Source organism: Paracoccus sp. SCSIO 75233 (assembly GCF_027912675.1).
In the GTDB taxonomy this organism is placed as follows: Bacteria; Pseudomonadota; Alphaproteobacteria; order Rhodobacterales; family Rhodobacteraceae; genus Paracoccus.
In genome coordinates this window covers 1,672,748-1,695,750 of sequence record NZ_CP115757.1, presented here as the reverse complement: position 1 = coordinate 1,695,750, position 23,003 = coordinate 1,672,748, and the positions used below count along the sequence as shown (strand labels likewise).

21 protein-coding genes and 1 tRNA gene are annotated in these 23,003 nt (G+C 64.3%); 11 read left to right on the top strand and 11 right to left on the bottom strand.

Annotated features, from left to right (window positions below):
* The first annotated feature begins 90 nt into the window (after positions 1-90).
* Positions 91-1,830 (top strand): single-stranded-DNA-specific exonuclease RecJ, encoded by a 1,740-nt coding sequence (gene recJ, locus PAF12_RS08200; RefSeq protein WP_271106456.1) that lies wholly within the window; start codon positions 91-93, stop codon positions 1,828-1,830.
* Between the two features lie 104 nt (positions 1,831-1,934).
* Positions 1,935-2,009: transfer RNA gene (locus PAF12_RS08195), tRNA-Glu, on the top strand.
* A 218-nt stretch (positions 2,010-2,227) separates the two neighbouring features.
* Here the strand turns inward: PAF12_RS08195 and PAF12_RS08190 are convergent.
* Positions 2,228-3,535 carry a methyl-accepting chemotaxis protein gene (locus tag PAF12_RS08190; RefSeq protein ID WP_271106455.1) on the bottom strand — a complete coding sequence of 436 codons (1,308 nt, stop codon included), beginning with the start codon at positions 3,533-3,535 and terminating at the stop codon, positions 2,228-2,230.
* A gap of 137 nt (positions 3,536-3,672) precedes the next feature.
* Here PAF12_RS08190 and PAF12_RS08185 point away from each other — a divergent pair, with 137 nt between their 5' ends.
* Entirely contained in the window at positions 3,673-4,509 is an 837-nt protein-coding gene (locus PAF12_RS08185) for a TIGR00282 family metallophosphoesterase (protein ID WP_271106454.1), read from the top strand.
* 81 nt (positions 4,510-4,590) lie between these two features.
* Positions 4,591-6,369, top strand: coding sequence for an SLC13 family permease (locus PAF12_RS08180; RefSeq protein WP_271106453.1), 1,779 nt, complete (start codon positions 4,591-4,593; stop codon positions 6,367-6,369).
* Between the two features lie 9 nt (positions 6,370-6,378).
* On the opposite strand, the gene PAF12_RS08175 is transcribed toward PAF12_RS08180, so the two are convergent.
* Entirely contained in the window at positions 6,379-8,163 is a 1,785-nt protein-coding gene (locus tag PAF12_RS08175; protein ID WP_271106452.1) for an SLC13 family permease, read from the bottom strand.
* A gap of 155 nt (positions 8,164-8,318) precedes the next feature.
* Here PAF12_RS08175 and PAF12_RS08170 point away from each other — a divergent pair, with 155 nt between their 5' ends.
* Entirely contained in the window at positions 8,319-9,062 is a 744-nt protein-coding gene (locus tag PAF12_RS08170) for a YebC/PmpR family DNA-binding transcriptional regulator (RefSeq protein ID WP_271106451.1), read from the top strand.
* A 31-nt stretch (positions 9,063-9,093) separates the two neighbouring features.
* Here the strand turns inward: PAF12_RS08170 and PAF12_RS08165 are convergent, their stop codons facing one another.
* On the bottom strand, positions 9,094-9,966 hold the full coding sequence (locus PAF12_RS08165; protein WP_271106450.1) for a LysR family transcriptional regulator ArgP: 873 nt from the start codon (positions 9,964-9,966) through the stop codon (positions 9,094-9,096).
* Between the two features lie 84 nt (positions 9,967-10,050).
* On the opposite strand from PAF12_RS08165, the gene PAF12_RS08160 reads away from it, so the two are divergent.
* On the top strand, positions 10,051-10,647 hold the full coding sequence (locus PAF12_RS08160; RefSeq protein ID WP_271106449.1) for a LysE/ArgO family amino acid transporter: 597 nt from the start codon (positions 10,051-10,053) through the stop codon (positions 10,645-10,647).
* A gap of 42 nt (positions 10,648-10,689) precedes the next feature.
* Positions 10,690-11,529, top strand: coding sequence for a DMT family transporter (locus PAF12_RS08155; protein WP_271109672.1), 840 nt, complete (start codon positions 10,690-10,692; stop codon positions 11,527-11,529).
* Between the two features lie 18 nt (positions 11,530-11,547).
* On the opposite strand, the gene choV is transcribed toward PAF12_RS08155, so the two are convergent.
* The 3 genes from choV to choX are packed head-to-tail and all read right to left on the bottom strand — an operon-like array spanning position 11,548 to position 14,332.
* Entirely contained in the window at positions 11,548-12,546 is a 999-nt protein-coding gene (gene choV / locus PAF12_RS08150; protein WP_271106448.1) for a choline ABC transporter ATP-binding protein, read from the bottom strand.
* Positions 12,543-13,391 carry a choline ABC transporter permease subunit gene (gene choW, locus PAF12_RS08145; protein ID WP_271106447.1) on the bottom strand — a complete coding sequence of 283 codons (849 nt, stop codon included), beginning with the start codon at positions 13,389-13,391 and terminating at the stop codon, positions 12,543-12,545. Before choW ends, choV begins: the two co-directional genes overlap by 4 nt.
* Positions 13,392-13,399: 8 nt before the next feature.
* On the bottom strand, positions 13,400-14,332 hold the full coding sequence (gene choX / locus PAF12_RS08140) for a choline ABC transporter substrate-binding protein (protein WP_271106446.1): 933 nt from the start codon (positions 14,330-14,332) through the stop codon (positions 13,400-13,402).
* Positions 14,333-14,412: 80 nt separating this feature from the next.
* Between choX and betI the strand changes: the two genes are divergently transcribed.
* On the top strand, positions 14,413-14,994 hold the full coding sequence (betI, locus tag PAF12_RS08135) for a transcriptional regulator BetI (RefSeq protein ID WP_271106445.1): 582 nt from the start codon (positions 14,413-14,415) through the stop codon (positions 14,992-14,994).
* A gap of 68 nt (positions 14,995-15,062) precedes the next feature.
* Here the strand turns inward: betI and rpsD are convergent, their stop codons facing one another.
* Positions 15,063-15,683 carry a 30S ribosomal protein S4 gene (gene rpsD / locus PAF12_RS08130; RefSeq protein WP_271106444.1) on the bottom strand — a complete coding sequence of 207 codons (621 nt, stop codon included), beginning with the start codon at positions 15,681-15,683 and terminating at the stop codon, positions 15,063-15,065.
* Positions 15,684-15,894: 211 nt separating this feature from the next.
* Between rpsD and PAF12_RS08125 the strand changes: the two genes are divergently transcribed.
* A complete protein-coding gene (locus PAF12_RS08125) occupies positions 15,895-16,692 on the top strand; it encodes a glycosyl transferase (RefSeq protein ID WP_271106443.1) in 798 nt (265 codons plus the stop codon).
* Positions 16,693-16,822: 130 nt separating this feature from the next.
* Here the strand turns inward: PAF12_RS08125 and PAF12_RS08120 are convergent, their stop codons facing one another.
* Positions 16,823-17,782 (bottom strand): glycosyltransferase, encoded by a 960-nt coding sequence (locus PAF12_RS08120; protein ID WP_271106442.1) that lies wholly within the window; start codon positions 17,780-17,782, stop codon positions 16,823-16,825.
* 86 nt (positions 17,783-17,868) lie between these two features.
* Here PAF12_RS08120 and PAF12_RS08115 point away from each other — a divergent pair, with 86 nt between their 5' ends.
* Together PAF12_RS08115 and proS are read left to right on the top strand one after the other, a co-directional pair.
* Complete coding sequence (locus PAF12_RS08115; protein ID WP_271106441.1) at positions 17,869-18,240, top strand: DUF4260 domain-containing protein; 372 nt, start codon at positions 17,869-17,871, stop codon at positions 18,238-18,240.
* A 77-nt stretch (positions 18,241-18,317) separates the two neighbouring features.
* Entirely contained in the window at positions 18,318-19,670 is a 1,353-nt protein-coding gene (gene proS, locus PAF12_RS08110; RefSeq protein ID WP_271106440.1) for a proline--tRNA ligase, read from the top strand.
* Positions 19,671-19,751: 81 nt separating this feature from the next.
* Here the strand turns inward: proS and hisG are convergent, their stop codons facing one another.
* Genes hisG through hisS form a run of 3 tightly spaced genes read right to left on the bottom strand, consistent with a single transcriptional unit; the run spans position 19,752 to position 22,965 of the window.
* Entirely contained in the window at positions 19,752-20,429 is a 678-nt protein-coding gene (gene hisG, locus PAF12_RS08105; RefSeq protein ID WP_271106439.1) for an ATP phosphoribosyltransferase, read from the bottom strand.
* Complete coding sequence (locus tag PAF12_RS08100) at positions 20,423-21,484, bottom strand: ATP phosphoribosyltransferase regulatory subunit (RefSeq protein WP_271106438.1); 1,062 nt, start codon at positions 21,482-21,484, stop codon at positions 20,423-20,425. The genes hisG and PAF12_RS08100 overlap by 7 nt, the downstream gene beginning before the upstream one ends.
* On the bottom strand, positions 21,478-22,965 hold the full coding sequence (hisS, locus tag PAF12_RS08095; protein ID WP_271106437.1) for a histidine--tRNA ligase: 1,488 nt from the start codon (positions 22,963-22,965) through the stop codon (positions 21,478-21,480). The genes PAF12_RS08100 and hisS overlap by 7 nt, the downstream gene beginning before the upstream one ends.
* Positions 22,966-23,003 lie beyond the last annotated feature (38 nt).

The window sequence follows — 23,003 nt, the reverse complement described above, 5'->3', positions numbered from 1 at the left end:
CAAGGGGGTTCTGCTGGACGCCCCTATAGGGATGGCCTACGACATGGTGACAGACAGCCCTCCAAGAATGACGCCTTTCAACGCCCTGCCATGACCGATTTCCTCAACGTCTCAGATTCCCTCACGCATCGCCGCTGGGTCGGACCGGATGACAACGTCACCCGCCGTGCCGAAGCCCTGTCGCAAACCGCCGCATTGCCGCTGCCGGTCGCACGCATTCTGGCCGAGCGGGGGGTGGTGGTGGCGGAGGCCGCGGGCTACCTCGCCCCGACCTTGCGCGACATGCTGCCCGATCCGCTTTTGCTGCGCGATATGGAACCGGCAGCGGCGCGGCTGGTTGCGGCGGCCACGGGCGGGGAGCGGATTGCGATCTTTGCTGATTATGACGTCGATGGCGGGTCTTCGGCGGCGCTGCTGCTCGACTGGCTGCGCCAGCAGGGGCGGGATGCGACGCTGTATATCCCGGATCGGATAGATGAGGGCTACGGTCCCAATGCGCCTGCAATGGCGGAGCTTGCGGCCTCGCATGATCTGATCGTGTGCGTCGATTGCGGGACGCTGTCGCATGATGCGCTGGCGGCGGCGGACGCGGCGGATGTGATCGTGCTGGATCACCATCTGGGCGGCGAGACCCTGCCGCCCGCGCTCGCCGTGGTGAACCCGAACCGGCAGGACGAGGATGGCGGACTCGGCCATCTCTGCGCGGCGGGCGTCGTGTTCCTGACGCTGGTACAGGCAGGCCGGGTGCTGCGGGAACAGGGCAAAAAGGAACCGCAGCTTCTCCCGATGCTGGATCTGGTCGCGCTTGCCACGGTGGCCGATGTCGCGCCGCTGATCGGGGTGAACCGGGCCTTCGTCCGGCAGGGTCTGGCGATCATGGCGCGGCGGCAGCGTCCGGGGCTTGTCGCGCTCTCGGATGTGTCGCGGCTGGATACGGCACCGTCGAGCTTTCATCTGGGCTTCATGCTCGGGCCACGGGTCAATGCCGGGGGGCGGGTCGGCAAGGCCGATCTCGGCGCCCGCTGCCTCAGCGCCGTCGACGCGGCGGAGGCACGGAAACTGGCGGAGATGCTGGACGACCTGAACCGCGACCGCCGCGCCATCGAAGCCGCCGTCCGGGAGGAGGCGCTGGCGCAGGTGGAGGCGCGCGGCGACAGCGTGCTGTCATGGGCCGCGGGCGAGGGCTGGCATCCCGGCGTCGTCGGCATCGTCGCCGCCAGGATCAAGGAACGCAGCAATCTGCCCTCCGTGGTGATCGGGGTCGAAGACGGCATCGGCAAGGGCTCCGCCCGGTCGGTGCCGGGGGTCGATCTGGGCCATGCCGTGCAGCGTCTGGCCGCCGAAGGGCTGATCGAGAAGGGCGGGGGCCACAAAATGGCCGCCGGTCTGACCGTCGCCGCCGCCGGGATCGAGGCGGCAATGGCGCGGCTGGCCGATCTGATCGCGCCGGAGCTGGCCGGGCGAAGCGGCGTCAACGATCTGCGCATCTCCGGCCTGATGGAACCCGCCGCTGCCACGCCCGAACTGATGGACATGATCGAGGCCGCAGGCCCCTTCGGTCAGGCGGCCCCCGCGCCGCGCTATGCGTTCTCTGATCTGTTGCTGGACAGCGTGGCGGGCATGGGCGACGGCCACCTGCGCGCGACGTTCCGCGCGAGCGGGCAAAACCCGCTGGAGGCGGTCGCCTGGGGTGCCATGTCCGGCCCGCTCGGCCCGGCGCTGATGGGCGCGAAAGGCAGGCGTTTCCACATCGCCGGCAAGCTGGAACTGTCGCAATGGGGCGGCCGCAGCCGCGTCCGCCTGCGCCTCGACGATGCGGCCTCGCTCTAGCGGAAGAAATTTTCCGGAAAGGCGATTTTTCGTCTTGCAGCCCCGGCGCGGCTGACCTAAACACCGCTCCACGCCACGGGGCAACGCCCCTTGCCGCGAAGGCTGGCCCGTTCGTCTATCGGTTAGGACGCCAGGTTTTCAACCTGGAAAGAGGGGTTCGATTCCCCTACGGGCTGCCATTTTTCAAATTCGTCCTTTGAAATCATTCACTTTTTCGCTGTTTCCTGTATCACGAATCGCGGGTGATATACCGTTCCCAGTGTATCCGTCGCCCATGATCAGCTTTTGGTCTCGGCGGAGCGTCCGCAAAGGGCGAACTTATAACGCGTCCTGTGGTTGCCCAATTGCATGATCGCCGACGGCAGGTTCCCTGCCGCCGCCGCCAACTGCCTGTGGGTCACGCCACCTGCCGGATCGGGGTCGTCCGTGCCGTGTCGGTTTCGAACTTCTCCAGCAACTGCGTCAGTTCGTCGACCTGCGAGGACAGCGAGCTTGCTGCCGTTGCGTAGTTTTCCGACATTGACAGATTGGCCTGATTGACCCCGTCGAGATGCGCCAGCGCGGAGGAGACCTCCTGCACGCCGGTCGACTGTTCCGCCGTGGCGTGCGCGATGCCGGAGATGTTGCCGACCACGTCGCGCACGGCGGTCTGAATATCGTTCAGCGCGGTGCCGGTCTGACGGACCAGATCGGCGCCCGATTTCACCTCGTTCTCGCTTTTCCCGATCAGCTCCGCGATGCTCTGCGATGCCTTGCCCGATTGCTGGGCGAGGTTGCGGACCTCCTGCGCCACGACCGCGAAACCCCGGCCGACCTCACCGGCGCGGGCGGCCTCCACGGCGGCGTTGATGGACAGAAGATTGGTCTGGAAGGCGAAATTCTCGATCACCGTGGTGAATTCGCCCATGCTTTTCGTATGCTGCTCGATCCGCTCGATGGCGGAGACCGCGTCTGCGACCACGTCATTGCCGTGTTTCACCACCTTCTCCGCGTTCTGGGCGGCGTCGTTCACCTCCTGCGCGGCGCCGCTGGTGGTGGCGGTATTGCCCGATATCTGCTCGACCGCCGCCGCCGTCTGCTCCAGCGATGCGGCCTGGCTTTCGCCGCGCTTGGCCAGATCGTCGGCACCCTGCGCGATCTGGGCGGCCTCCTTGTGGATCATGCTGGCGCGTTCGCGGATATCCTCGACCATACCGGCGAAATTCTCGACCGTCCGGTTGAAATTGTCCCGCACGCCGAGGAACTCCGCCGGCATGTCCTGCGTCAGCCGGTAGGTCAGCTTCCCGTCAGCCAGCTGGACCAGCCCGTCGATAATCCCTTCGACAGCGCGTTTCTTCGCTGTGATGTCCGTCGCCATCTTCAGCACGCCGCGCACCTGTCCGGCCGTGTCGATCAGCGGCACATAGCTGCCGCTTATCCACACCCGGGCACCGTCGCGGTTCACCCGTTCAAACTCGCCGGTGAAGGCCGCGCCAGAGCTGAGCTGCCGCCAGAAATCGGCATATTCGATGCTGTTCACATGGTCTGGCCGCACGAAGGTGCGATGATGCCGCCCGACAATATCGTCGCGCCGATAACCCATCAGGGACAGGAAATTCTCATTGGCGTCCAGAATTGTCCCGTCGGGCTTGAACTCGATCACGGCCTGCGCGTTGCTCAGCGCGCGAACCCGGTCGCTGTCGGTAATCTGAATTGATTCGGTCATCGCCGTCCTCTCGGTTTGCTGGCGACGGTTTTATCTATCAAAGATTAAAATCCGCTTTATTCCCGGCAAATTTCTGGAAAGGCTCAGCGTTTTCCGTTATCAGCCGCCTAAATTCCCGGCGACTCGCAGGGGGGCGAATGCGGATATTGTTTCTTGGCGACGTTATGGGCCGCGCCGGTCGTGCGGCGGTTGTGGATCGTCTGGCCGGGCTGAAATCCGCCACGCGCGCCGATTTCTGTATCGTGAACGGCGAAAACGCCTCGGGCGGGATGGGGCTGACCGGGGGGCATGCCCAGCTTCTGCTCAGCGCCGGCGCCGATGTGGTGACGCTGGGCGATCATGCCTTCGATCAGCGCGACATGCTGGGCTTTATCGAGAAGGAACCGCGGGTGCTGCGGCCCATCAACTTCGCCAAGGACGCCCCCGGTCGCGGGGTTGCCGTGTTCGAGGCGTCGCGGGGGCGCAAGGTCCTCGTCGCGCAGGTGCTGGGCAATGTGTTCATGAAACGCGCCTTTGACGACCCGTTCTCCGCGCTTGATACGGTCCTGCGGGCGCATCCGATGGGGGCGATGGCCGGTGTGCAGGCGGTAATGATCGATTTCCACGCCGAAGCAACGTCGGAGAAGATGGCGGCAGGGCATTTCTGCGACGGGCGCGCCAGCCTTGTGGCAGGCACCCACACCCATGTCCCGACCGGCGATGCGCAAATCCTGCCGCGCGGCACCGGCTATCTGACCGATGCCGGGATGTGCGGGGATTATGACAGCGTCATCGGCATGGAAAAGGCAGAACCCATGCGCCGCTTTGTCACCGGCATGAGCCGCGAGCGCTTCACGCCAGCCGGGGGCGATGTCAGCCTGTGTGGGGTGATGGTCGAAACCGATGACCGCACCGGGCTTGCGCGCCAGATCTGGCCGGTCCGCGACGGCGGCAGGCTTGCCCCTGCGATGCCGTCAATCGGCGGTGAAAGTTAACGCTTCGCTTGCACACACCCCCGTGATCGTCCAATGATGCGCCGATTGACCGGCCATGCCGGTTGCGGATTTGAGGGCTGAATGTTCGGCTTCGAACTTACCGGGACGGCGTCCGCCATTGCCACGATTGCCATTATCGCCGGCATGCTGACCCTGTTCATCCGCGAAATCTATCCGCCGGAAGTTACTGCAATTATCGGCGCTATGGTTTTGCTTTCGCTGGGAATACTTCCCGCCGACCGAATAGTCGACGTGCTCGCCAACCCGGCGCCGTGGACGATTGCCTTCATGTTCATCATCGTTGGCGGGCTGGTGCGCACCGGCGCGCTGGACTGGATCGGCCAGCACGCCGCGCGCCACGCGAAGGAGCGGCCCTTTGTCACGCTGGCCGGGCTGTCGGCGACCGTGCTGGCGATGTCGGCTTTCGTCAACAATACCCCGCTGGTGGTGGTGATGATGCCGATTTTCATCCAGCTTGCGCGGGAGCTTGAACAATCCCCGTCCAAGCTGCTGATGCCGTTGTCTTATCTGTCGATCCTCGGTGGCACGGTGACGATGATCGGCACCTCGACAAACCTGCTCGTTGATGGTGTGGCGCGTCAGGCCGGTCAGCCCGCCTTCGGGATTTTTGAGATTACCCCGGTCGGGCTTTGCATGGCGGCTGTCGGGCTGACCTATCTGCTGTTTGTCGCCCCGCGTATCCTGCCGGAGCGGGATTCCATGTCCTCGCTCATTTCCGGGCGCTCGAAGATGAAGTTTTTCACCGAGGTTGCAATCCCGGAGGACAGCGCGCTGGTCGGCAAGAAGCTGGAGGAGATCGACATTTTCTCCCGCGAAAACGCCCGCGTGATCGACGTTCTGCGCGGCGACGCCTCGCTCAGGCGCGATCTGGGGGCGGTGACGCTGGACGCGGGCGACCGGGTGGTGCTGCGTACCCCGATGTCGGAGGTGCTGGGCCTGCACGGCAACAAGGATCTGCGCATGGTCGACAAGCTCAGCTCCGTCCAGACCTCGACGGTGGAGGTGCTGATTACCCCCGGCTGCCACATGGTCGGCCGCTCGCTCGGTTCGATGCGGCTCCGGCGGCGCTACGGGGTCTATGTGCTGGCCGCGCATCGCAAGAACCAGAATATCGGGCGGCAGCTTGACGATCTGGTGGTGCGCGTCGGGGATACGCTGCTGCTGGAAGGCGCGCCTGCCGATATTCAGCGTCTCGCCGCCGATATGGAAATGGTGGAGGTGAACGCGCCCTCCGACCGCGCCTTCCGCCGCCGCCACGCGCCGATTGTGGTTGCGGTCCTTGCGGCTGTGGTGATCCTGTCGGCGCTGGATGTGGCACCGATCCTGCTTCTGGCCTTTGCCGGGGTCGCCATCGTTCTGGGCACGCGCTGCATCGACGCCGATGAGGCGCTGAGCTTCGTCGACGGGCGTCTGCTCGCGCTGATTTTCGCCATGCTTGCGGTCGGTGTCGGGCTGGACAATTCCGGCGCGGTCGAACTGATCGTCTCCGGCGTCGCGCCGCTTCTGGCCAATCTGCCGAACTGGGCGCTTGTGCTGGCGGTCTATCTGCTGGCGATGGCGCTGACCGAAACCGTCACGAATAACGCCGTCGCGGTGATCGTGACGCCGGTCGCAATCAGCCTTGCGCTGTCGCTGGAGGTCGATCCGCGCCCGCTGATCATCGCCGTCATGATGGGTGCCTCGGCCAGTTTTGCCACGCCGATCGGCTATCAGACCAACACGCTGGTCTACGGTCCCGGCGGCTACCGGTTCAGCGACTTCATCCGCGTGGGCCTGCCGCTGAACCTGTTGATGGCGGTGACCGCCTCGACCGTGATCCCGATTTTCTGGCCGCTCTGAGCGTTCGCCCTATAGCGGCCAGACAATCAGCAGCATCGGGACGGAGACGAGCATCACGATCACCTCCAACGGCAGCCCCATGCGCCAGTAATCGCCGAAACGATAATCGCCGGGGCCCATGATCAGCGTGTTGTTCTGGTGCCCGATGGGGGTCAGGAACGCACAGGCGGCAGAGACCGCGACGCCCATCAGGAATGCGTCCGGGTTGACCTCCAGCTTTTCGGCCAGACGGATGCCAACCGGGGCGGCAATGATCGTGGTCGCGTTGTTGTTCAGAATATCCGACATGAACATCGTCGTGACCATCAACAGCGCCAGCGCCACCCATGCCGGGAATCCCGCCGTCACGCTGGCCAGCCCGCTGGCGATCAGCGCCGAACCTCCGGTCGAATCCAGTGCCAGCCCCAAGGGGATCATCGAGCCCAGCAACACCACGACAGACCAATCCACATGGTCGTAAATCTCGGTGATCGACAGCACCCCGAACAGCACATAAAGCACGATCACGCAGCCAAGCGCGATCGGCATGGTAATCAGCCCGAGGCTGGTCAGCACGACCGCGGCCACAAACAGACCAAGCGTCATCGCCATCTGCCATTCGCGCATCACCGAGCGCGTGGCCCCGTCCAGACGCAGCAGGCCAAGCCCGCCACGAACCTGCTCCTCGCGCCCCTCGGGGACCAGCAACAGCAGCATATCGCCCGCCTGCACGGTCTGGCGGCGCAGGTTTCCGGTGACGATCTCGCCCCGCCTCCGCATCCCCATCAGGACCGAGTTATAACGATTGGTCAGCCCGACCTGCTGCACCGTCTGTCCGGTCAGGTCGGATGTCAGCGGCGCCAGAAATTCGATCAGCGATTCCCCGCGTTCGCTGCGGGGGCGTGCGCGTGCCTCGGAATGGCCATCGGGATAGGCCAGCTTCATCGAGGACCGGAAATCGTCCAGCGCATTGGGATCGGCCCGCAAGGTCAGCACGTCGCCGGCGGCGAGGGTCACGGTGGCGGGATCGTCCTCGACCCGATGGTGATGGCGGCTGAGCGCGTTGATCCACGCATCCGAGGCGCGGGCGCTGTCGCGCAGATCGGCCAGCGTCATGCCAAGCGCGGCGCTGTCCTCGGTCACGACCAGCTCGGCCTGATAGCCGCGCGGCAGGTTTTCGGCGTTGCTGCCATCATCCACCTTGTCATGCAGCGGGATCAGCCGCCAGCCGATCAGCGCCACGAAGGCGATCCCGGCAATGGCGACGGCGCCGCCGACCGGCAGGAACTGGAACATCCGGTACGGCTCGCCCAGCACCTCCTGCCGGAAGCCCGAGACGATCAGGTTCGGCGGCGTCCCGATCAGCGTCAGCATGCCGCCAAGGATGGTGGCGAAGGCCAGCGGCATCAGCGTCAGCCCGACGGCGCGGCCCGCCTTGCGCGCGATCTGGATGTCGATGGGCATCAGGATCGCCAGCGCCGCGATATTGTTCATGAACCCCGACAGTGCGCCGCCGATCCCGCCCATCACCGCGATATGCAGGCTGATCGGGCGATCCGCATCGACCAGCAGCCGCGTGAGCCGCGCCACTGCGCCAGACCGCATCAGCCCCGCCGTGGTGATCAGGATCAGCGCCACGACCATCGTCGCGGGGTGGCCGAAACCGCTGAACGCCTCGTCCCCCGGTACGACGCCCAGAAGCACGCCGGCCATCAGCCCGGCGAAGGCGACCAGATCATGCCGCCATTTGCCGATGAACATCAGCACCATGACCGCGCCGAAAATCGAAAACAGGACAATCTGGGGGAAGGTCATCGCGAAATCCTCGCCATCAATCAGGTGGCGATGATAACCGCCTCCGCTTATGGTGCAATGGCGTTCGCGGCTCCGCAATGCCTTGCGGTCGGCCCCCGTGCTGGATTAAAAGCCCAAAAAACCCGATTTCTGCTGACGTTTAAGGACCATCTATCATGGCAGGCCATTCAAAATGGGCGAATATTCAGCATCGCAAGGGTCGCCAGGACGCGATCCGGTCGAAGCTGTTCTCGAAGCTGGCGAAGGAGATTACCGTCGCCGCGAAGATGGGCGATCCCGACCCCGAGAAGAACCCGAGGCTGCGGCTGGCGGTAAAAGAGGCGAAGTCGAACTCGGTCCCCAAGGACGTCATCGACCGCGCGATCAAGAAGTCGCTGGGCGGCGATGCGGAGAATTACGACGAAATCCGCTATGAGGGTTACGGCCCGAATGGTATCGCGATCATTGTCGAGGCGATGACCGACAACCGCAACCGCACGGCGTCGAATGTGCGCTCGACCTTCACCAAGAATGGCGGCGATCTGGGCCAGACCGGCAGCGTCAGCTTCATGTTCGACCGCGTGGGGGAGATCAAATACCCGGTTGAGGCAGGCGATGCCGACACGGTGATGATGGCCGCGATCGAGGCCGGGGCGGAGGATGTGCAATCCGATGATGACGGCCACTGGATCTATTGCGCCGATACCGACCTGAACGAGGTCTCGACCGCGCTTGAGGAGGCTCTGGGCGAATCCGAGACGGCGAAGCTGATCTGGAAACCGCAGGCCCCGACCGAAGTGACCGATATGGACACGGCGCAGAAGCTGATGAAGCTGATCGAGACGCTGGAGGATGACGACGACGTGCAGAACGTCACCGGCAATTTCGATCTCTCGGACGAGGTTGCGGAGCAATTGTGATCACGTTGCCCCGGTGATTTCGGGGCTGTGATCACAAAGGGCGCAGCGCCGCGCGGGCGGTGCGTCTGATATTGCGGGTCAGATCGGTCAGCGCCGGGGCCATGATCCGCGCGATCTGCCAGTATAGCGGCACGCCGAGTTTCGTGTCCGGCAATAGCGGGATCAGGCGACCGCTGCGCAGATCCTCCGCAATCAGGATTTCAGGGTTCATCCCCCAGCCCATGCCGAGCCTGACCGCCTGCGCAAATGCCTCGCTCGTCGGGATCAGATGGGTCGGCAGGGTGATCCGCTGGCCGAAATTCCGCTTCACCCATTCATTTTGCAGCGCGTCCTTCTTGTTGAAGGTGATCGCGGGGGCAGCCCGCAGCGCCTCTGCCGTGATCCCGTCGGGGAAATGGCGGGAAATGAAATCCGGCGTCGCCACAGCGAGGTAATCCATCACCCCGAGCGCGTGGCTGTCGCATCCGGCGACCGGCCCGCGCTGTGCCGTGACCGCCGCGCTGACCAGCCCCGCCCGCAGCAGCCCCTCGGCATGGTCCTGATCGTCGATCACCAGATCCAGCAGCCCCGGCGCGTGCGGCAGCGCCGCAATCGCCCAGCTTGCAAGGCTGTCGGCATTCACCGCCACCCGGATGGTCGGGGGCAGGGCGTCGCCTGGTGCGATGCCTGCCAGACCCGCCTCCAGCAGACGGACCTGATCGTGATGCGCGACCAGTCGCATCCCGGCCTCAGTCGCGGTCACAGGCGGGCCGCGATCCAGCAGCACCTGTCCCAGCCGAGCCTCAAGCGACTTGATCCGCTGGGACACGGCGGGCTGCGTGATGCCGAGTGCATGGGCGGCGGCGTCGAAGGAACCGCGCCGGATCACCTCTGCCAAGGCCGCGAGGGCGGGGTAGTCGATCATTAGAATTTCTTATCCAGATAAATCAAAATGAATTTCACTTATTTCGACGGCTGATGCAAGACGGGCGCAACGAAAGGGTTAAACATGCACGCTTATCTTGCAGGTCTCGGCACCGGATTATCGCTGATCGTCGCCATCGGGGCGCAGAACGCCTTTGTGCTGCGACAGGGGCTGTTGCGCAGCCATGTCCTGCCTGTGGTGCTGTTCTGCGCCATTTCCGACGCGATCCTTGTCAGCGTCGGGGTGTTCGGCGCGGAGCTTCTGACGCAGGTCGCGCCATGGTTCACCGAAGCGATGAGATGGGGCGGGGCGGCGTTTCTGATCCTCTACGGGTTGCGCGCCGCAATGTCCGCGCTCAAGGGTGGGGATGCGCTTCGGGTTGCGGGACAGGCGCAGGCGTTCTGGCCGACAATGGCGGCGGTTGCGGCAATCACCTGGGCCAACCCGCATGTCTATCTGGATACGGTCGTGCTGCTTGGCGCGGTTTCTGCCGATTTTGCCAACAAGACCGCCTTTGCCGCCGGTGCGATCAGCGGATCGTTCCTGTTTTTCTTCTCGCTCGGCTATGGGGCGCGGCTGCTTGCGCCGGTCTTTGCGCGGCCCCGTGCATGGCAGATCCTCGATCTGGTCATCGCCTTTATTATGTGGTCTATCGCGCTCAGGCTGATAATGGGTGACTAGGTGAACGAGACGCAGCGCAACGATCTGGCCGGGATCGGGTGGATGGTTGTGACCGGGCTGTGCTTCGTTTTCGTCAACGCGCTGGTCAAGCATTTCGGGCAAGGGCTGCCAGCGCCGCAATCGGCTTTCATCCGCTTCGTGTTCGGCATTTTCTTCACCATGCCGGTTCTGGTGCAGATCGCGCGGCAGGGCCTGCCGGCGGGAACGCTGGGACCGTTTGCCCTGCGGGGCGCGCTGCATGTGCTGGCGGTCATGCTGTGGTTTTACGCCATGACCCGGATCTCCATTGCCGAGGTGACGGCGATCGGCTTTCTCAACCCGATTATCGCCACCATTGGTGCTGCGCTGCTGTTTGGCGAGTTGCTGTCATGGCGGCGCGGGATCGCCATCGGTGTGGCGCTGATCGGGGCGCTGATCGTGCTGCGGCCCGGTGTCCGGGAGCTGAACAGCGGTCATCTGGCGCAGACCGCGGCGGCTTTTGCATTCGGGATTTCCTACCTCATCGCGCGGCAACTGGCGCTTCGGGCCCCGGCGCAGGTGGTGGTCGCGATGATGTCGCTGACCGTGACCGTGGCGCTTGCGCCGATTGCCCTTGCCGTCTGGGTGCCGCCGACATGGGCACAGATCGGCGGGCTTGGTCTGGTCGCGGTTTTCGCGACCACGGGTCATTATACCATGACGCGGGCCTTCGCCTCGGCGCCGATGTCGGTGACCCAGCCGGTCACATTCCTGCAACTGATCTGGGCCAGCCTGCTGGACGTGGCGCTGTTCGCGGAGCCGGTCGACCCGATGGTGCTGCTGGGCGGCGGCGTGATGATCGGGGCGATCACCTATATCACATGGCGCGAGTCGCGGAAGCGCGGTCTGCCGCCGGATCATTGAGCGGCACGTCCGACCCGTTTACGACCCCGCCAGCCGCCGCAGCAGATCGGCGCGGGTGATCCGTCCCGCGCCCGCCACCGGCAGCGCCTCACGCTCGGCAAGCGCCGTCAGCACCTGTTTCAGCGGCATATCCGGCGGCAGGGGCGTGCCCGTCGCATCGCCTTCGCGCGCCAGATCGCCCGCTGTCAGCACGTCGAGCGGGTTGAGATGGGCGACGAAGGCCGCGACATAATCATTCGCCGGTTGTGCCATGATCTGCCGCGCGGTGCCGGTCTGCACGATCCGCCCGCCCTCCATCAGCGCGATGCGGTTGCCGAGCTTGAACGCCTCGTCCAGATCGTGACTGACAAACAGGATGGAGCGTTTCGCGGTTCGCTGAAGCGCCAGCAGGTCGTCCTGAAGCCGCGCCCGGATCAGCGGGTCAAGCGCGCTGAACGGTTCATCCATCAGCAGGATCGGGGCGCGTGTTGCGAAGGCACGGGCGAGGCCGACGCGTTGCTGCATCCCGCCCGACAATTCCGCCACCTGACGATCCGCCCAGCCATCTAGCCCGACCAGTTCAAGCTGCTCCGCCACGCGGGCCGCGCGCTGGCTGCGGGGCATGCCGGCCAGTTCCATGCCCAGCCCGACATTATCCGCCACGCTGCGCCACGGCAGCAGGCCGAATTGCTGGAACACCATCGAGACATGGTTCAGCCGCAATTCCCGCAGCGTCGCCCGGTTCGCACCGGGAACGGAGATCATCCGGTCCCCCATCCGGACCCGCACATCGCCGCGCGCCACCGGGTTCAGCCCGTTCACGGCCCTGAGCAGCGTCGATTTGCCGGAGCCGGAAAGACCCATCAGCACGACGATTTCCCCATCATCGACGCTCAGCGAAGCATCATGGACGCCCAGAACCTGCCCGGTCGCGGCCTCGATCTCGCTGCGGTCGTGACCGGCATCGGCGCGGTTCAGCGCCGTATCGGGCCGGTCCCCGAACATGATCGAGCAATTGTCGAAGGCGATGGCGGTCACGGTTTTTCCCTTCTGCGCAAGGCCCGGTCGAGCATCACAGCCAGCACCACGATCACCAGCCCGGATTCGAAACCCAGTGCCGCATTCACGCTGTTGAGCGCGCGGACCACCGGCACCCCCAGCCCTGCCGCGCCGACAAGTGCCGCGATCACCACCATCGACAGCGACAGCATGATGGTCTGGTTCAGCCCGGTCATGATCTGGGGCAGGGCGCTTGGCATTTCCACCTTCCACAGAAGCTGTCGCGGGGTGGCGCCGAAGGCCACGGCCGCCTCGCGCAGCGGCGCGGGGGTGGAGGCGATGCCAAGCTGGGTCAGCCGGATCGGCGCGGGCAGCACGAAAATCACGGTCGCGATCAGCCCCGGCACCATGCCGATATTGAACAGCACCACAGCCGGGATCAGATAAACGAAGGTCGGCAGCGTCTGCATCAGATCAAGCAGCGGGCGCACCCATTCATAGAGTTTCGGACGATGGGCGAGCGCGATGCCCGCGGGCACGCCCAGCCCCATGCAGACGACACAGGCCGACAGCACCAGCGTCAGCGACTCCATCGTCTCCTTCCAGTAGCCCTGATTGAGGATGAACAGGAAACCCAGCCCGATGCCGAGCGTGATCGTCACGCTGCGCTGCAACGCATAGGTGACGGCCATCGCGATCAGGATGAACAGAAACGGAGGCGGCGCGGTCAGCAGAAACAGGACGCCGTCAATCCCGGCCTCGATCGCTGCGTGAAGCGCGTCGAAAAACCCGGTTGCATTGGTGGCCAGCCAGTCAAAAACCCGGTCGGCGGTTTGGCCGACCGGGATTTTATGGGCTGTGACCAGTTCGGTCAGTTGTTCCAAGGCGCGGCTCAGCCTTCCAGTGCGGCGTTGAGCATGTCGGCGGCGTCGCTGCCATCCTGCGCGGTGACGCCCTCCAGCCACGGGGTCGCGGCGTCGGGATTGGCCTTCAGCCATTCGGTTGCCGCGTCGCCGGGCATGGCGCCGTCATTCAGGATCGCGCCCATGATCTGATTTTCCATCTCCAGCGTGAATTCCAGATTTTTCAGGAACTGGCCGACATTGGGGCATTCATCGACATATCCGGCGCGGGTATTGGTCCGTACCTCCGCCCCGCCGAGATTGGGGCCGAACACATCGTCGCCGCCTTCGAGATAGGTCAGCTCATATTCGGCATTCATCGGATGCGGCTCCCAGCCGAGGAAGACGATCGGGTTGCCCGCCCGCACCTCGCGCGCGACCTGTGCCAGCATCCCCTGTTCGGAGGATTCCACCACCTCGAACGTGCCCAGGCCGAACTGATCCTCTGCCACCATCTCCAGCAGCAGGCGGTTGCCGTCATTGCCCGGCTCGATCCCGTAGATCTTGCCGTCAAGCGCCTCCTGATGCTGGGCGATGCTGGCGAAATCGGTGATGCCGAGATCGGCCCCGGCCTTGTTCGTGGCCAGCGTATATTTCGCGCCGGTCAGATTGGTGCGCACCGTGTCGACCGTGCCGGAATCGCGATAGGGGGCAATATCGGCCTCCATCGTCGGCATCCAGTTGCCCAGGAACACATCGACATCGCCGGTCGACATGGCCGTATAGCTGACCGGGACGGAAAGAACCTTGATCTCGGTCTCATAGCCGAGACTGTCGAGGATGGTCGTCGCGACCGCCGTGGTTGCGGTGATATCCGTCCAGCCGACATCGGAGAACACGATATTCTTGCAGCTCTCGGGCTCCTGCGCGGCGGCGGGCAGGGCGATGGCGGCGGTTACGAGGAAAGCGGCGATACGGGTCATTTTTATTCTCCTTGATTTTATTGATTGACCAGTCAATCAAGCCGGGTTAAAAAACACTAAACCGACCGCGAGGTGCGCGGATGCGTAAGCGTGCGCGGGAGAATACCCGAAAAAGCGAATTGATCAACGCCGCAATCCAAACGATTGCGCGATCCGGCACGATTGACGTGACGGTCGCCGAAATCGCGCGGGAGGCGGGGATGTCCCCGGCACTGGCGCATCATTATTTCGGCTCCAAGGACATGATGTTCCTTTCCGCCATGCGCGAGATCCTGCGCCGCTATGGCGTCGCGGTGCGCAAGGCATTGGCTGAGGCAGAGGGGTCACGGGCGCGGCTGCTGGCGGTGCTGGAAGCCAGTCTCGGCCCGGAGCATTTCGATGACGATACGGTCGCGGCGTGGCTGAATTTCTACGTTCTCGCCCAGCAGGATACGGAAGCCGCGCGGCTGCTGGCGGTCTATCAGCGACGGCTGCGCTCGACGCTGCTGGTGGATCTGCGCGCCTTGCTTGGGCCGGAGGCGGAGCCGGTGGCGGAGACGCTGGCGGCGCTGATCGACGGGGTCTATCTGCGCAAGGCGCTGTGCCGGAGCGCGCCTGCGGATCTGCTGGTGCTGCCGCGCCGCTATCTGCTGGGGGTTCTGGACGCCGGGGCCGGGGGCTGAGCCTGACGGGGCTGCCATGCAAAAGGCCGCCCGATGGGCGGCCTTCGAATTCTGCGGATCGGCGAAGATCAGTTCTTCGCGTAATATTCGACCACGAGGTTCGGTTCCATCTGCACCGCGTAAGGCACATCGCCAAGGGCCGGGGTGCGCACGAAGGTCGCGGTCATCTTGTTGTGGTCCGCCTCGACATAATCCGGGACATCACGTTCCGGCAGTTGAACGGCTTCCAGAACCAGGGCCAGCTGGCGCGAGCGTTCGCGGACCGAGACCACGTCGCCTTCCTTGACGCGGTAAGAGGCGATGTTCACCTTCTTGCCGTTCACCTCGATATGGCCGTGGTTGATGAACTGGCGCGCGGCGAAGATCGTCGGCACGAATTTGGCGCGATAGATGACGGCGTCCAGACGACGCTCCAGCAGACCGATCAGGTTTTCGCCGGTGTCGCCCTTGACGCGTTCAGCTTCGGCATAGATGCGGCGGAACTGCTTTTCGGTCAGGTCGCCGTAATAGCCCTTCAGCTTCTGCTTGGCGCGGAGCTGGGTGCCGAAGTCGGACAGCTTGCCCTTGCGGCGCTGGCCGTGCTGGCCGGGGCCGTATTCGCGGCGGTTGACCGGGGATTTGGCGCGGCCCCAGATGTTTTCGCCCATGCGGCGGTCAATTTTATACTTGGCAGACGTGCGTTTGGTCACGGCTGATCTCCTTTTGTCAATTTCAAAAGGGCGTTGTCCTTTGGGTTTCCCCCGACAGGCATCCCCTTGCAGGGGCCACCAACACCAATGAAGCGGCGCTTATAGCCGGGATGGCGGCGGAGTCAACAGCTCTCGGGCCGTCTCTTTCGTTTGGACGGGCAAATATCCGACCGTCCTTGTCGCGGCCTCATATTATGTCCAATATGACTGCATGAAACAGATTATCTGCATCAAATGGGGCACGAAATACGGGCCCGACTATGTGAACCGCTTCTATAACATGGTGGCGCGCAACATCACTCCGCCTTTCCGGGTGATCTGTTTCACGGATCAGACCGATGGCATTGATCCGGGCGTCGAGACCCGGCCCTTGCCCGACCCGGATTTCGTGATGCCGAAGAACACGCCGGGAAAATGGCCGAAATCGCAGCTTTGGGGCGATCTGGGCGATATCACCGGCACGGTGCTGTTCATGGATTTGGATGTGATCGTGACCGGCAATCTGGACGAGTTTTTCGACTATGGCGATCCCTCCGACACGATCACGGCGAAAAACCCGAACACCCCGTTCGAGCGGTTGGCGCAGACCTCCATCTACCGGATGCAGGTCGGACGGCTGAAACCGATGCAGGAGGCGTTTCTGGCCGACCCGCAGGCTGCCGCCGATAAATACCGCTATGAGCAGCGCTTCGTCACCCATAACGCGCCCGGCGGGGTGAAGTTCTGGCCGAAGGGCTGGGTCAGCCATTTCCGGCTGCACTGTATCCCGCCGTTTCCGCTGAACTATATCCAGCCGCCACGGGTGCCGAAGGGGACGAAAGTGGTGATCTTCGCCGGGCATCTGAACCCGGATGACGCGGTGATCGGCCAGTGGTCGAAGAAAGACCCGATCCGCTCTCCGGCGGATCATCTGAAAGCCACATTCAACGGCGGGCGGCGCGAGAGCGTTGCGAAACATCTGCGGCATTTTTATCTGCCGGCGGGGTGGATTTCGGAGAAGTGGCAGTAAGCTGGGCCGTCGCTGCCGAACCTGCTTAGCACAGAGCGTCCGACCTGGTGGGCGCGCAACGCGCCCGCCTGGGGGAGGGCGGACGCGTGGCTGTCGCTGGCGCGACAGCGATGCGAAGCGTCAATGGCATCTATAGCAATGTATATTCATCCGCGAACCGGCCCAGATAATCCAGCATCGGCCCGACCGCGCGCCATTGCTTGAACAGCGATTTTCCCAGTTCCCGCCCTGCGGGCCAGTGGCGGCGATCCAGTGCCGTGCCGCGGGGCGCATCGGGGAAATGTTCCGGCAGGATGCGGGCGTAATCTTTGCGCAGCCGCATCGGCACGCGGGTATCGGCGCTGTCCAGCCACGGTTTATGCGGGCCGATGAAATGGATCAGGCAGGGATCGGCCATCGACATCAGATGCGCCGAGGACCAGGTGAATTGCCAGTTCCATAGCGGGCTGATCTCCGCCCAGTTGCCATAAAGCACGCCGTTCATCAGCGCCTGATCCCGGCCCAGCCCCACCAGATGATCGCGCGCGAAATCGGCGGCCTCGGCGGACAGACCGGCCCCGGCCCAGCCCTCGGTGTCGATCATCACCACGCCCGCGTTGAAATAGGGGGCTGCGGGGCGGTTCAGCTTGCGGAACTCTGCCACGCGGCGCTTCGGGCTGCGCCATTGCCGGTTGTCGCGCACCGCCGCAACCGCATGACCCCGCATATCGGCGCGCAGGAGCCTGCCCGGATCGCCGCGCTCAAAGATCACGTCGCTGTCGAGGACGAGGATCCGGCGATAGACCCCATGCAGCGCGCGGGCGAGAAACAGCTCCATATAGGTCGCGATAGAACGCCGGGCATCGGTCGGCAGCGCATCGATGATCGTATCGTCCAGTGCCGCGACATGGCCGATCCCGGCGTCACGCAGGAATTGCGGCAGCTCCAGCGTCTCCGGCCCGCCGATCAGCACGTCGAAGTCGCGCCCCGGCCGGGCAAGCTGCAAAGCGGGGATCGCTGCATAGGGCAGATAATTCGCGTCACATGCGACGATCACGGCAACATCATGCCGAGGCGAGAAACCTGCAGAGAATTCGGGTCTTTTCGGCATCCGCAGTTTTCCTCTAGATGTCGGGCATATCCGGCAGGGCAGTTATGCAATTCGGATGCAAAACAGACAATAGAGGAGCGAACCCGATGACAGGCGTGGTGATCTGGCAGCGTGTCGAAGGCGCGGTCATCTTTCTGGCCGGGCTTTGGGTGGTGAACGCCATCGGAACAGGGCTCCCATGGTGGGCGTTGCTGCTGCTGTTCTTCGCCCCGGATATCGGCTTTGCGGGCTATGCGCTGGGTCCGAAGGTCGGGGCTGCGGTTTATAACATCCTGCATTTCTACGGGTTCGGGCTGCTGCTTCTGATGTTGGGGAGCGTCTCGGGAAGCAGTCTCATGATTGCGCTCGGTGCGCTGTGGTTCGCCCATGCCGGGCTTGACCGGATGCTGGGATACGGACTGAAAACCGGCGAGGGCTTCAGCCATACCCATCTGGGCCGGATCGGGCGGGGCGGCTGAGGGCAGGCGGCATGGGCCTTGCCCCGCGCATGGGCATCGGCTAACCGTCGCGGAAACCCGTTACGGAAGGCCCGCCCATGCGTCTGTCGCGTTATTTTCTGCCCGTCCTCAAGGAAGACCCCAAAGAGGCGCAGATCGTCAGCCACAGGCTGATGCTGCGCGCCGGGATGATCAAGCAGCAGGCAGCGGGGATCTATTCCTGGCTGCCGCTTGGCCAGAAGGTGCTGCGCCGGATCGAGCAGATCGTCCATGAGGAACAGCAGCGCGCCGGTCACATCCCGGTTCTGATGCCGACGCTGCAATCGGCGGATCTGTGGCGTGAAAGCGGGCGCTACGATGCCTATGGCGAGGAATTGCTGCGCATCACCGACCGCCATAAGCGCGACATGCTGTATGGTCCGACCAATGAGGAGATGATTACCGACATCTTCCGGTCCCATGTGAACAGCTACAAGGATCTGCCGCTGACGCTGTATCACATCCAGTGGAAATTCCGCGACGAGGTCCGCCCGCGTTTCGGCGTCATGCGGGGGCGCGAGTTCCTGATGAAGGACGGCTATAATTTCGACCTGACCCGCGAAGACGCGCTGCATGCCTATAACCGGCATCTGGTCAGCTATCTGCGGACCTATGAGCGCATGGGGCTTCAGGCGATCCCGATGCGGGCCGATAGCGGGCCGATCGGGGGGGACGACACGCATGAATTCCTCGTGCTGGCGGAGACCGGCGAGTCGGAAGTGTTCTATGACAGCCAGATCACCGAGCTGAAATTCGGTGATCGCGAGATCGACTATGACAGCGTCGAGCAGTGTCAGGCCGTGCTGGAGGAATTCACCAGCCGTTACGCCCGCACCGACGAAACCCATGACGAGGCGGTCTTTAACCAGATCCCGGAGGAGCGCCGCCGCAGCGCGCGAGGCATCGAGGTCGGGCAGATATTCTATTTCGGCACCAAATATTCCGAACCCATGGGCGCCACGGTTGTCGGTCCTGACGGGCAGCGCGTGCCAGTCCATATGGGCAGCCACGGCATCGGCGTGTCGCGTCTTGTCGGCGCGATTATCGAGGCGAGCCATGACGAAAAGGGCATCGTCTGGCCGGAGGGCGTGACGCCGTTCCATGTCGGTATTGTCAATCTGAAACAGGGCGACGGCTCCGTCGATTCCGCCTGCGAGGCGCTTTATCGCGAATTGACGGCGAAGGGGTTCGATGTCCTCTATGACGACCGCGACGAACGGGCGGGCGCGAAATTCGCCACGATGGATCTGATCGGTCTGCCGTGGCGGATCACCGTCGGCCCGCGCGGCCTGCAGGCGAACAAGGTCGAGCTGACCTCGCGAAAAACAGGTATGTCCGAGGAGATTTCGCCCGCCGAGGCCGTGGCGCGGTTGGAGAAGATCTATCAGCCGGTGTTTGACGCGGCGAAGTGATCGCCCAAGTGACCGCCGGGGGCTGCGCGCCCCCGGACCCCTGCGGGATATTTTTGCCAGGATGAAAGAGGCTTTAGCCGCTCAGGCGTTTGCTGAGAGGCGGGTGGCGAAGTTGTCCACTTTCGTCTGATCGGCTTTTGTTGAGGCAAACAGGGTCGCCTGGCTCGCGTGGATCAGCGCGTCGGGCAGAATCTTCAGGTGGTTGGCGCGCAGCGTCTCGCCGGTGCTGGTGATATCGGCAATGGCCTCGGCCGTCAGATTGGCGACGGTGCCTTCGGTCGCGCCCTGACTGTCGGTCAGTTGATAATCCGCGACCTCATGTTCCGACAGGAAGGCGCGGACGAGGCGGTGATATTTCGTCGCGATCCGCAGGCGGAAGCCGTGATTTTCGCGGAACTGCCGGGTGATGGCGGCGAAATCGTCGAGGTTCTCACAATCGCGCCATGCAGCGGGAACCGCCAGCACCAGATCGGCATGGCCGAACCCCATCGGTGCCACCTCGCGCACATCGGAGCGCCAGCCGGCCAGTTTCTCGCGCACCAAATCAGAGCCGGTGACGCCCAGATCGATCCGGCCCGAGGCCAGTTCGCGGGGGATTTCGCTGGCCGAAAGCAGCAGCAGCGACAGTTCCGCGCCCTCCACCCGTCCGGCATATTCGCGGTCGGAACCGCTGCGCGACAGGGTGATGCCGCGATCCGCGAACCACTGGAAGGTTTTTTCCATCAGCCGCCCTTTGGACGGCACGCCGAGCTTCAGCATGTGGCCTCCATCACTGCCAGCAAACCGGGGCGGATGATACCGCCAACCGCCGGGATGGCGCGGCCCTGACCGAGCTGGGCGGTCAGCGCGTCATAGCGCCCGCCGGAGGCGACCGGGGGCCAGTCGGGGTTTTGGGCTTCAAAGGTGAAGGTCATGCCGTCGTAATATTCCATCGTCTCCCGCCCGTGGCTGGCGGCGAAGCGGATCGAGGCCGGATCGACGCCGCGCGCCGCGATCTGGTCGAGGCGCCGGGCAAGGCGGTCCACAGCCTCGGCAATCGCCGGGAGTTCATCCGTGATGCCGCGCAATTGGGCAAGCGCATCGGGGGCCGGGGCGTCGATGGCAAAGAGCCGGGTTAGCCGGTCGCTCCATTCCGCTGGCAGCGGCGGTTCCTGCGGTTCGGCGTTGAGCGTGGCGATGCGGGTTTCCATCTCGGACCCGGTGCGCAGGCCGGTCCAGGGCGCATCGCTGTCCGGCAGGTCGCGCGGGCTGGCGGGGGCCGAGAACCGGGCGAGCAGCCGGGAAAACCGGATCGGCCGCCAGACATGGTGCAGCAGTGCCGCACGGCGGGCATCGGAAACGGGCAGGGCGCGGATCGCATCCAGCAGGATGTCCATATCGCCCATTGATGCGCGCAACCCGTAAGGGGCGAGCAGGTTATGGAACAGCGCGAAGATTTCGGCGTCGGCCTCTTCATCACGTGCGAATATCTCGAAACCTGCTTGCAGATATTCATTGTCGCGTGGCGTGTCGGGGCGTGTGTCGCCGTGATCCTGCTTGCGGAATATCTCGCCCAGATAGCAGTAGCGGGCGGGCTCGGCCCCGTCCTGCATATGCATCTGCACGACCGGAACGGTGAAATCCGGGCGCAGCACCACCTCGCCCCGCACCGGATCGGTGGTGACATAGGCGCGGGCGCGGATATCCTCGCCGTAAAGATCGAGCAGCGTGGCGGCGTTGAGCAGTATATCCGGCGCGACCTCAGCCGCCCCGGCCTCGCGGAAGGCGGAGAGCAGGCGCTGCCCGATCTCCTGCTTGGCGGCCTTGCTTACCATCTTGCCAGCATCTCCTGCACGGCGGCGACGAGGTTTTCGCGCGCGGCCTCCGTCTGGGCGGGCTGGGATTTCCATTCCTCATGGCTGACCTCGGAGGCGAGTTTTGCGCCGAGGATCAGATCCTTGATCTGGACGATGCCGCGTTCCGCCTCGTCCCCGCCCTGAATGATGGCAATCGGGGCGCTGCGCTTATCGGCGTATTTGAGCTGGTTGCCGAAGTTCTTCGGGTTGCCCAGATAGACCTCCGCGCGGATCCCGGCGGCGCGGAGTTCAGCAGCCATGGCGTGATAATCGGCCATGCGGTCGCGGTCCATGACGGTGACGACGACGGGGCCCGTTGCCTCGCCGCCGGTCAGCCCCTTGGCGCGCAGCGCGGCCAGCAGCCGGTCGACGCCGATGGAGACGCCGGTGGCAGGTACTTTCTGGCCGGTGAAGCGTTCGACCAACCCGTCATAGCGCCCGCCCCCCGCGACGGAGCCGAATTGCCGCCTGCGGCCTTTTTCGTCTAGGATTTCGAAGGTCAGTTCCGCCTCGAAGACCGGCCCGGTGTAATAGCCGAGGCCGCGCACGACGGAGGGGTCGATGACGGCGCGGTCTTCGCCGACACCGAGGCTGGCCAGAAGGGCCGCCATCTTCGCCAGTTCCTCCACGCCTTCCGCGCCTGTGGCCGAGGGGCCGACGGCGGCGCGCAGATTATGCAGCGTTGCGGCATTGTCGTGGCCCTTGGACGTCAGGAACGCCAGCACCGGCACGGCCTGCTGATCGCTGAGCCCGACACCGTCGATAAAGGCACCGCTGTCATCCTTGCGCCCGGCGGTCAGCAGCTGACGGACGCCGTCCTCGCCTACCTTGTCGAATTTATCTATCTGGCGCAGCACATCGTCGGCCTGATCGTCGCGGATCTCTGCCGCCTCAAGCACGCCGTTCAGCACCTTGCGATTGTTGATCCGCACGAGGTAATCGCCGCGCGCGATCCCGACCGCTTCCAGCGCGTCCGCGAGCATGGCGCAGATCTCCGCATCCGCCGCGACTGAGGCGCTGCCGACCGTATCGGCGTCGCATTGATAGAACTGCCGGAACCGGCCCGGCCCCGGCTTTTCGTTCCGCCAGACCGGCCCCATGGCGTAGCGGCGATAGGGCGTCGGCAGATCGTTGCGATATTGGGCCGCGACACGGGCCAGCGGCGCGGTCAGGTCATAGCGCAGCGCCAGCCAGTCGCCGGAGCCGCCGCCGGGGACGTCCTCTTCCTGCCAGGCGAAGACGCCGGCATTGGGGCGGTCCACATCGGGGAGAAATTTGCCAAGTGCCTCCACCGTTTCGACGGCGGAGCTTTCCAGCGGCTCGAACCCGTGGAGATGGTAGATTTCGCCGATCCGGTCGAGCATCGCCTTGCGCTCGGTGACTTCTGCGCCGAAATAGTCGCGGAACCCCTTGGGCGTGGCGGCTTTGGGGCGGGGTGATTTCTTCTTGTCCTGCGGCATGGAACCTGTCTCCAGTCTCGGGAGCGGGCTTAACGGAG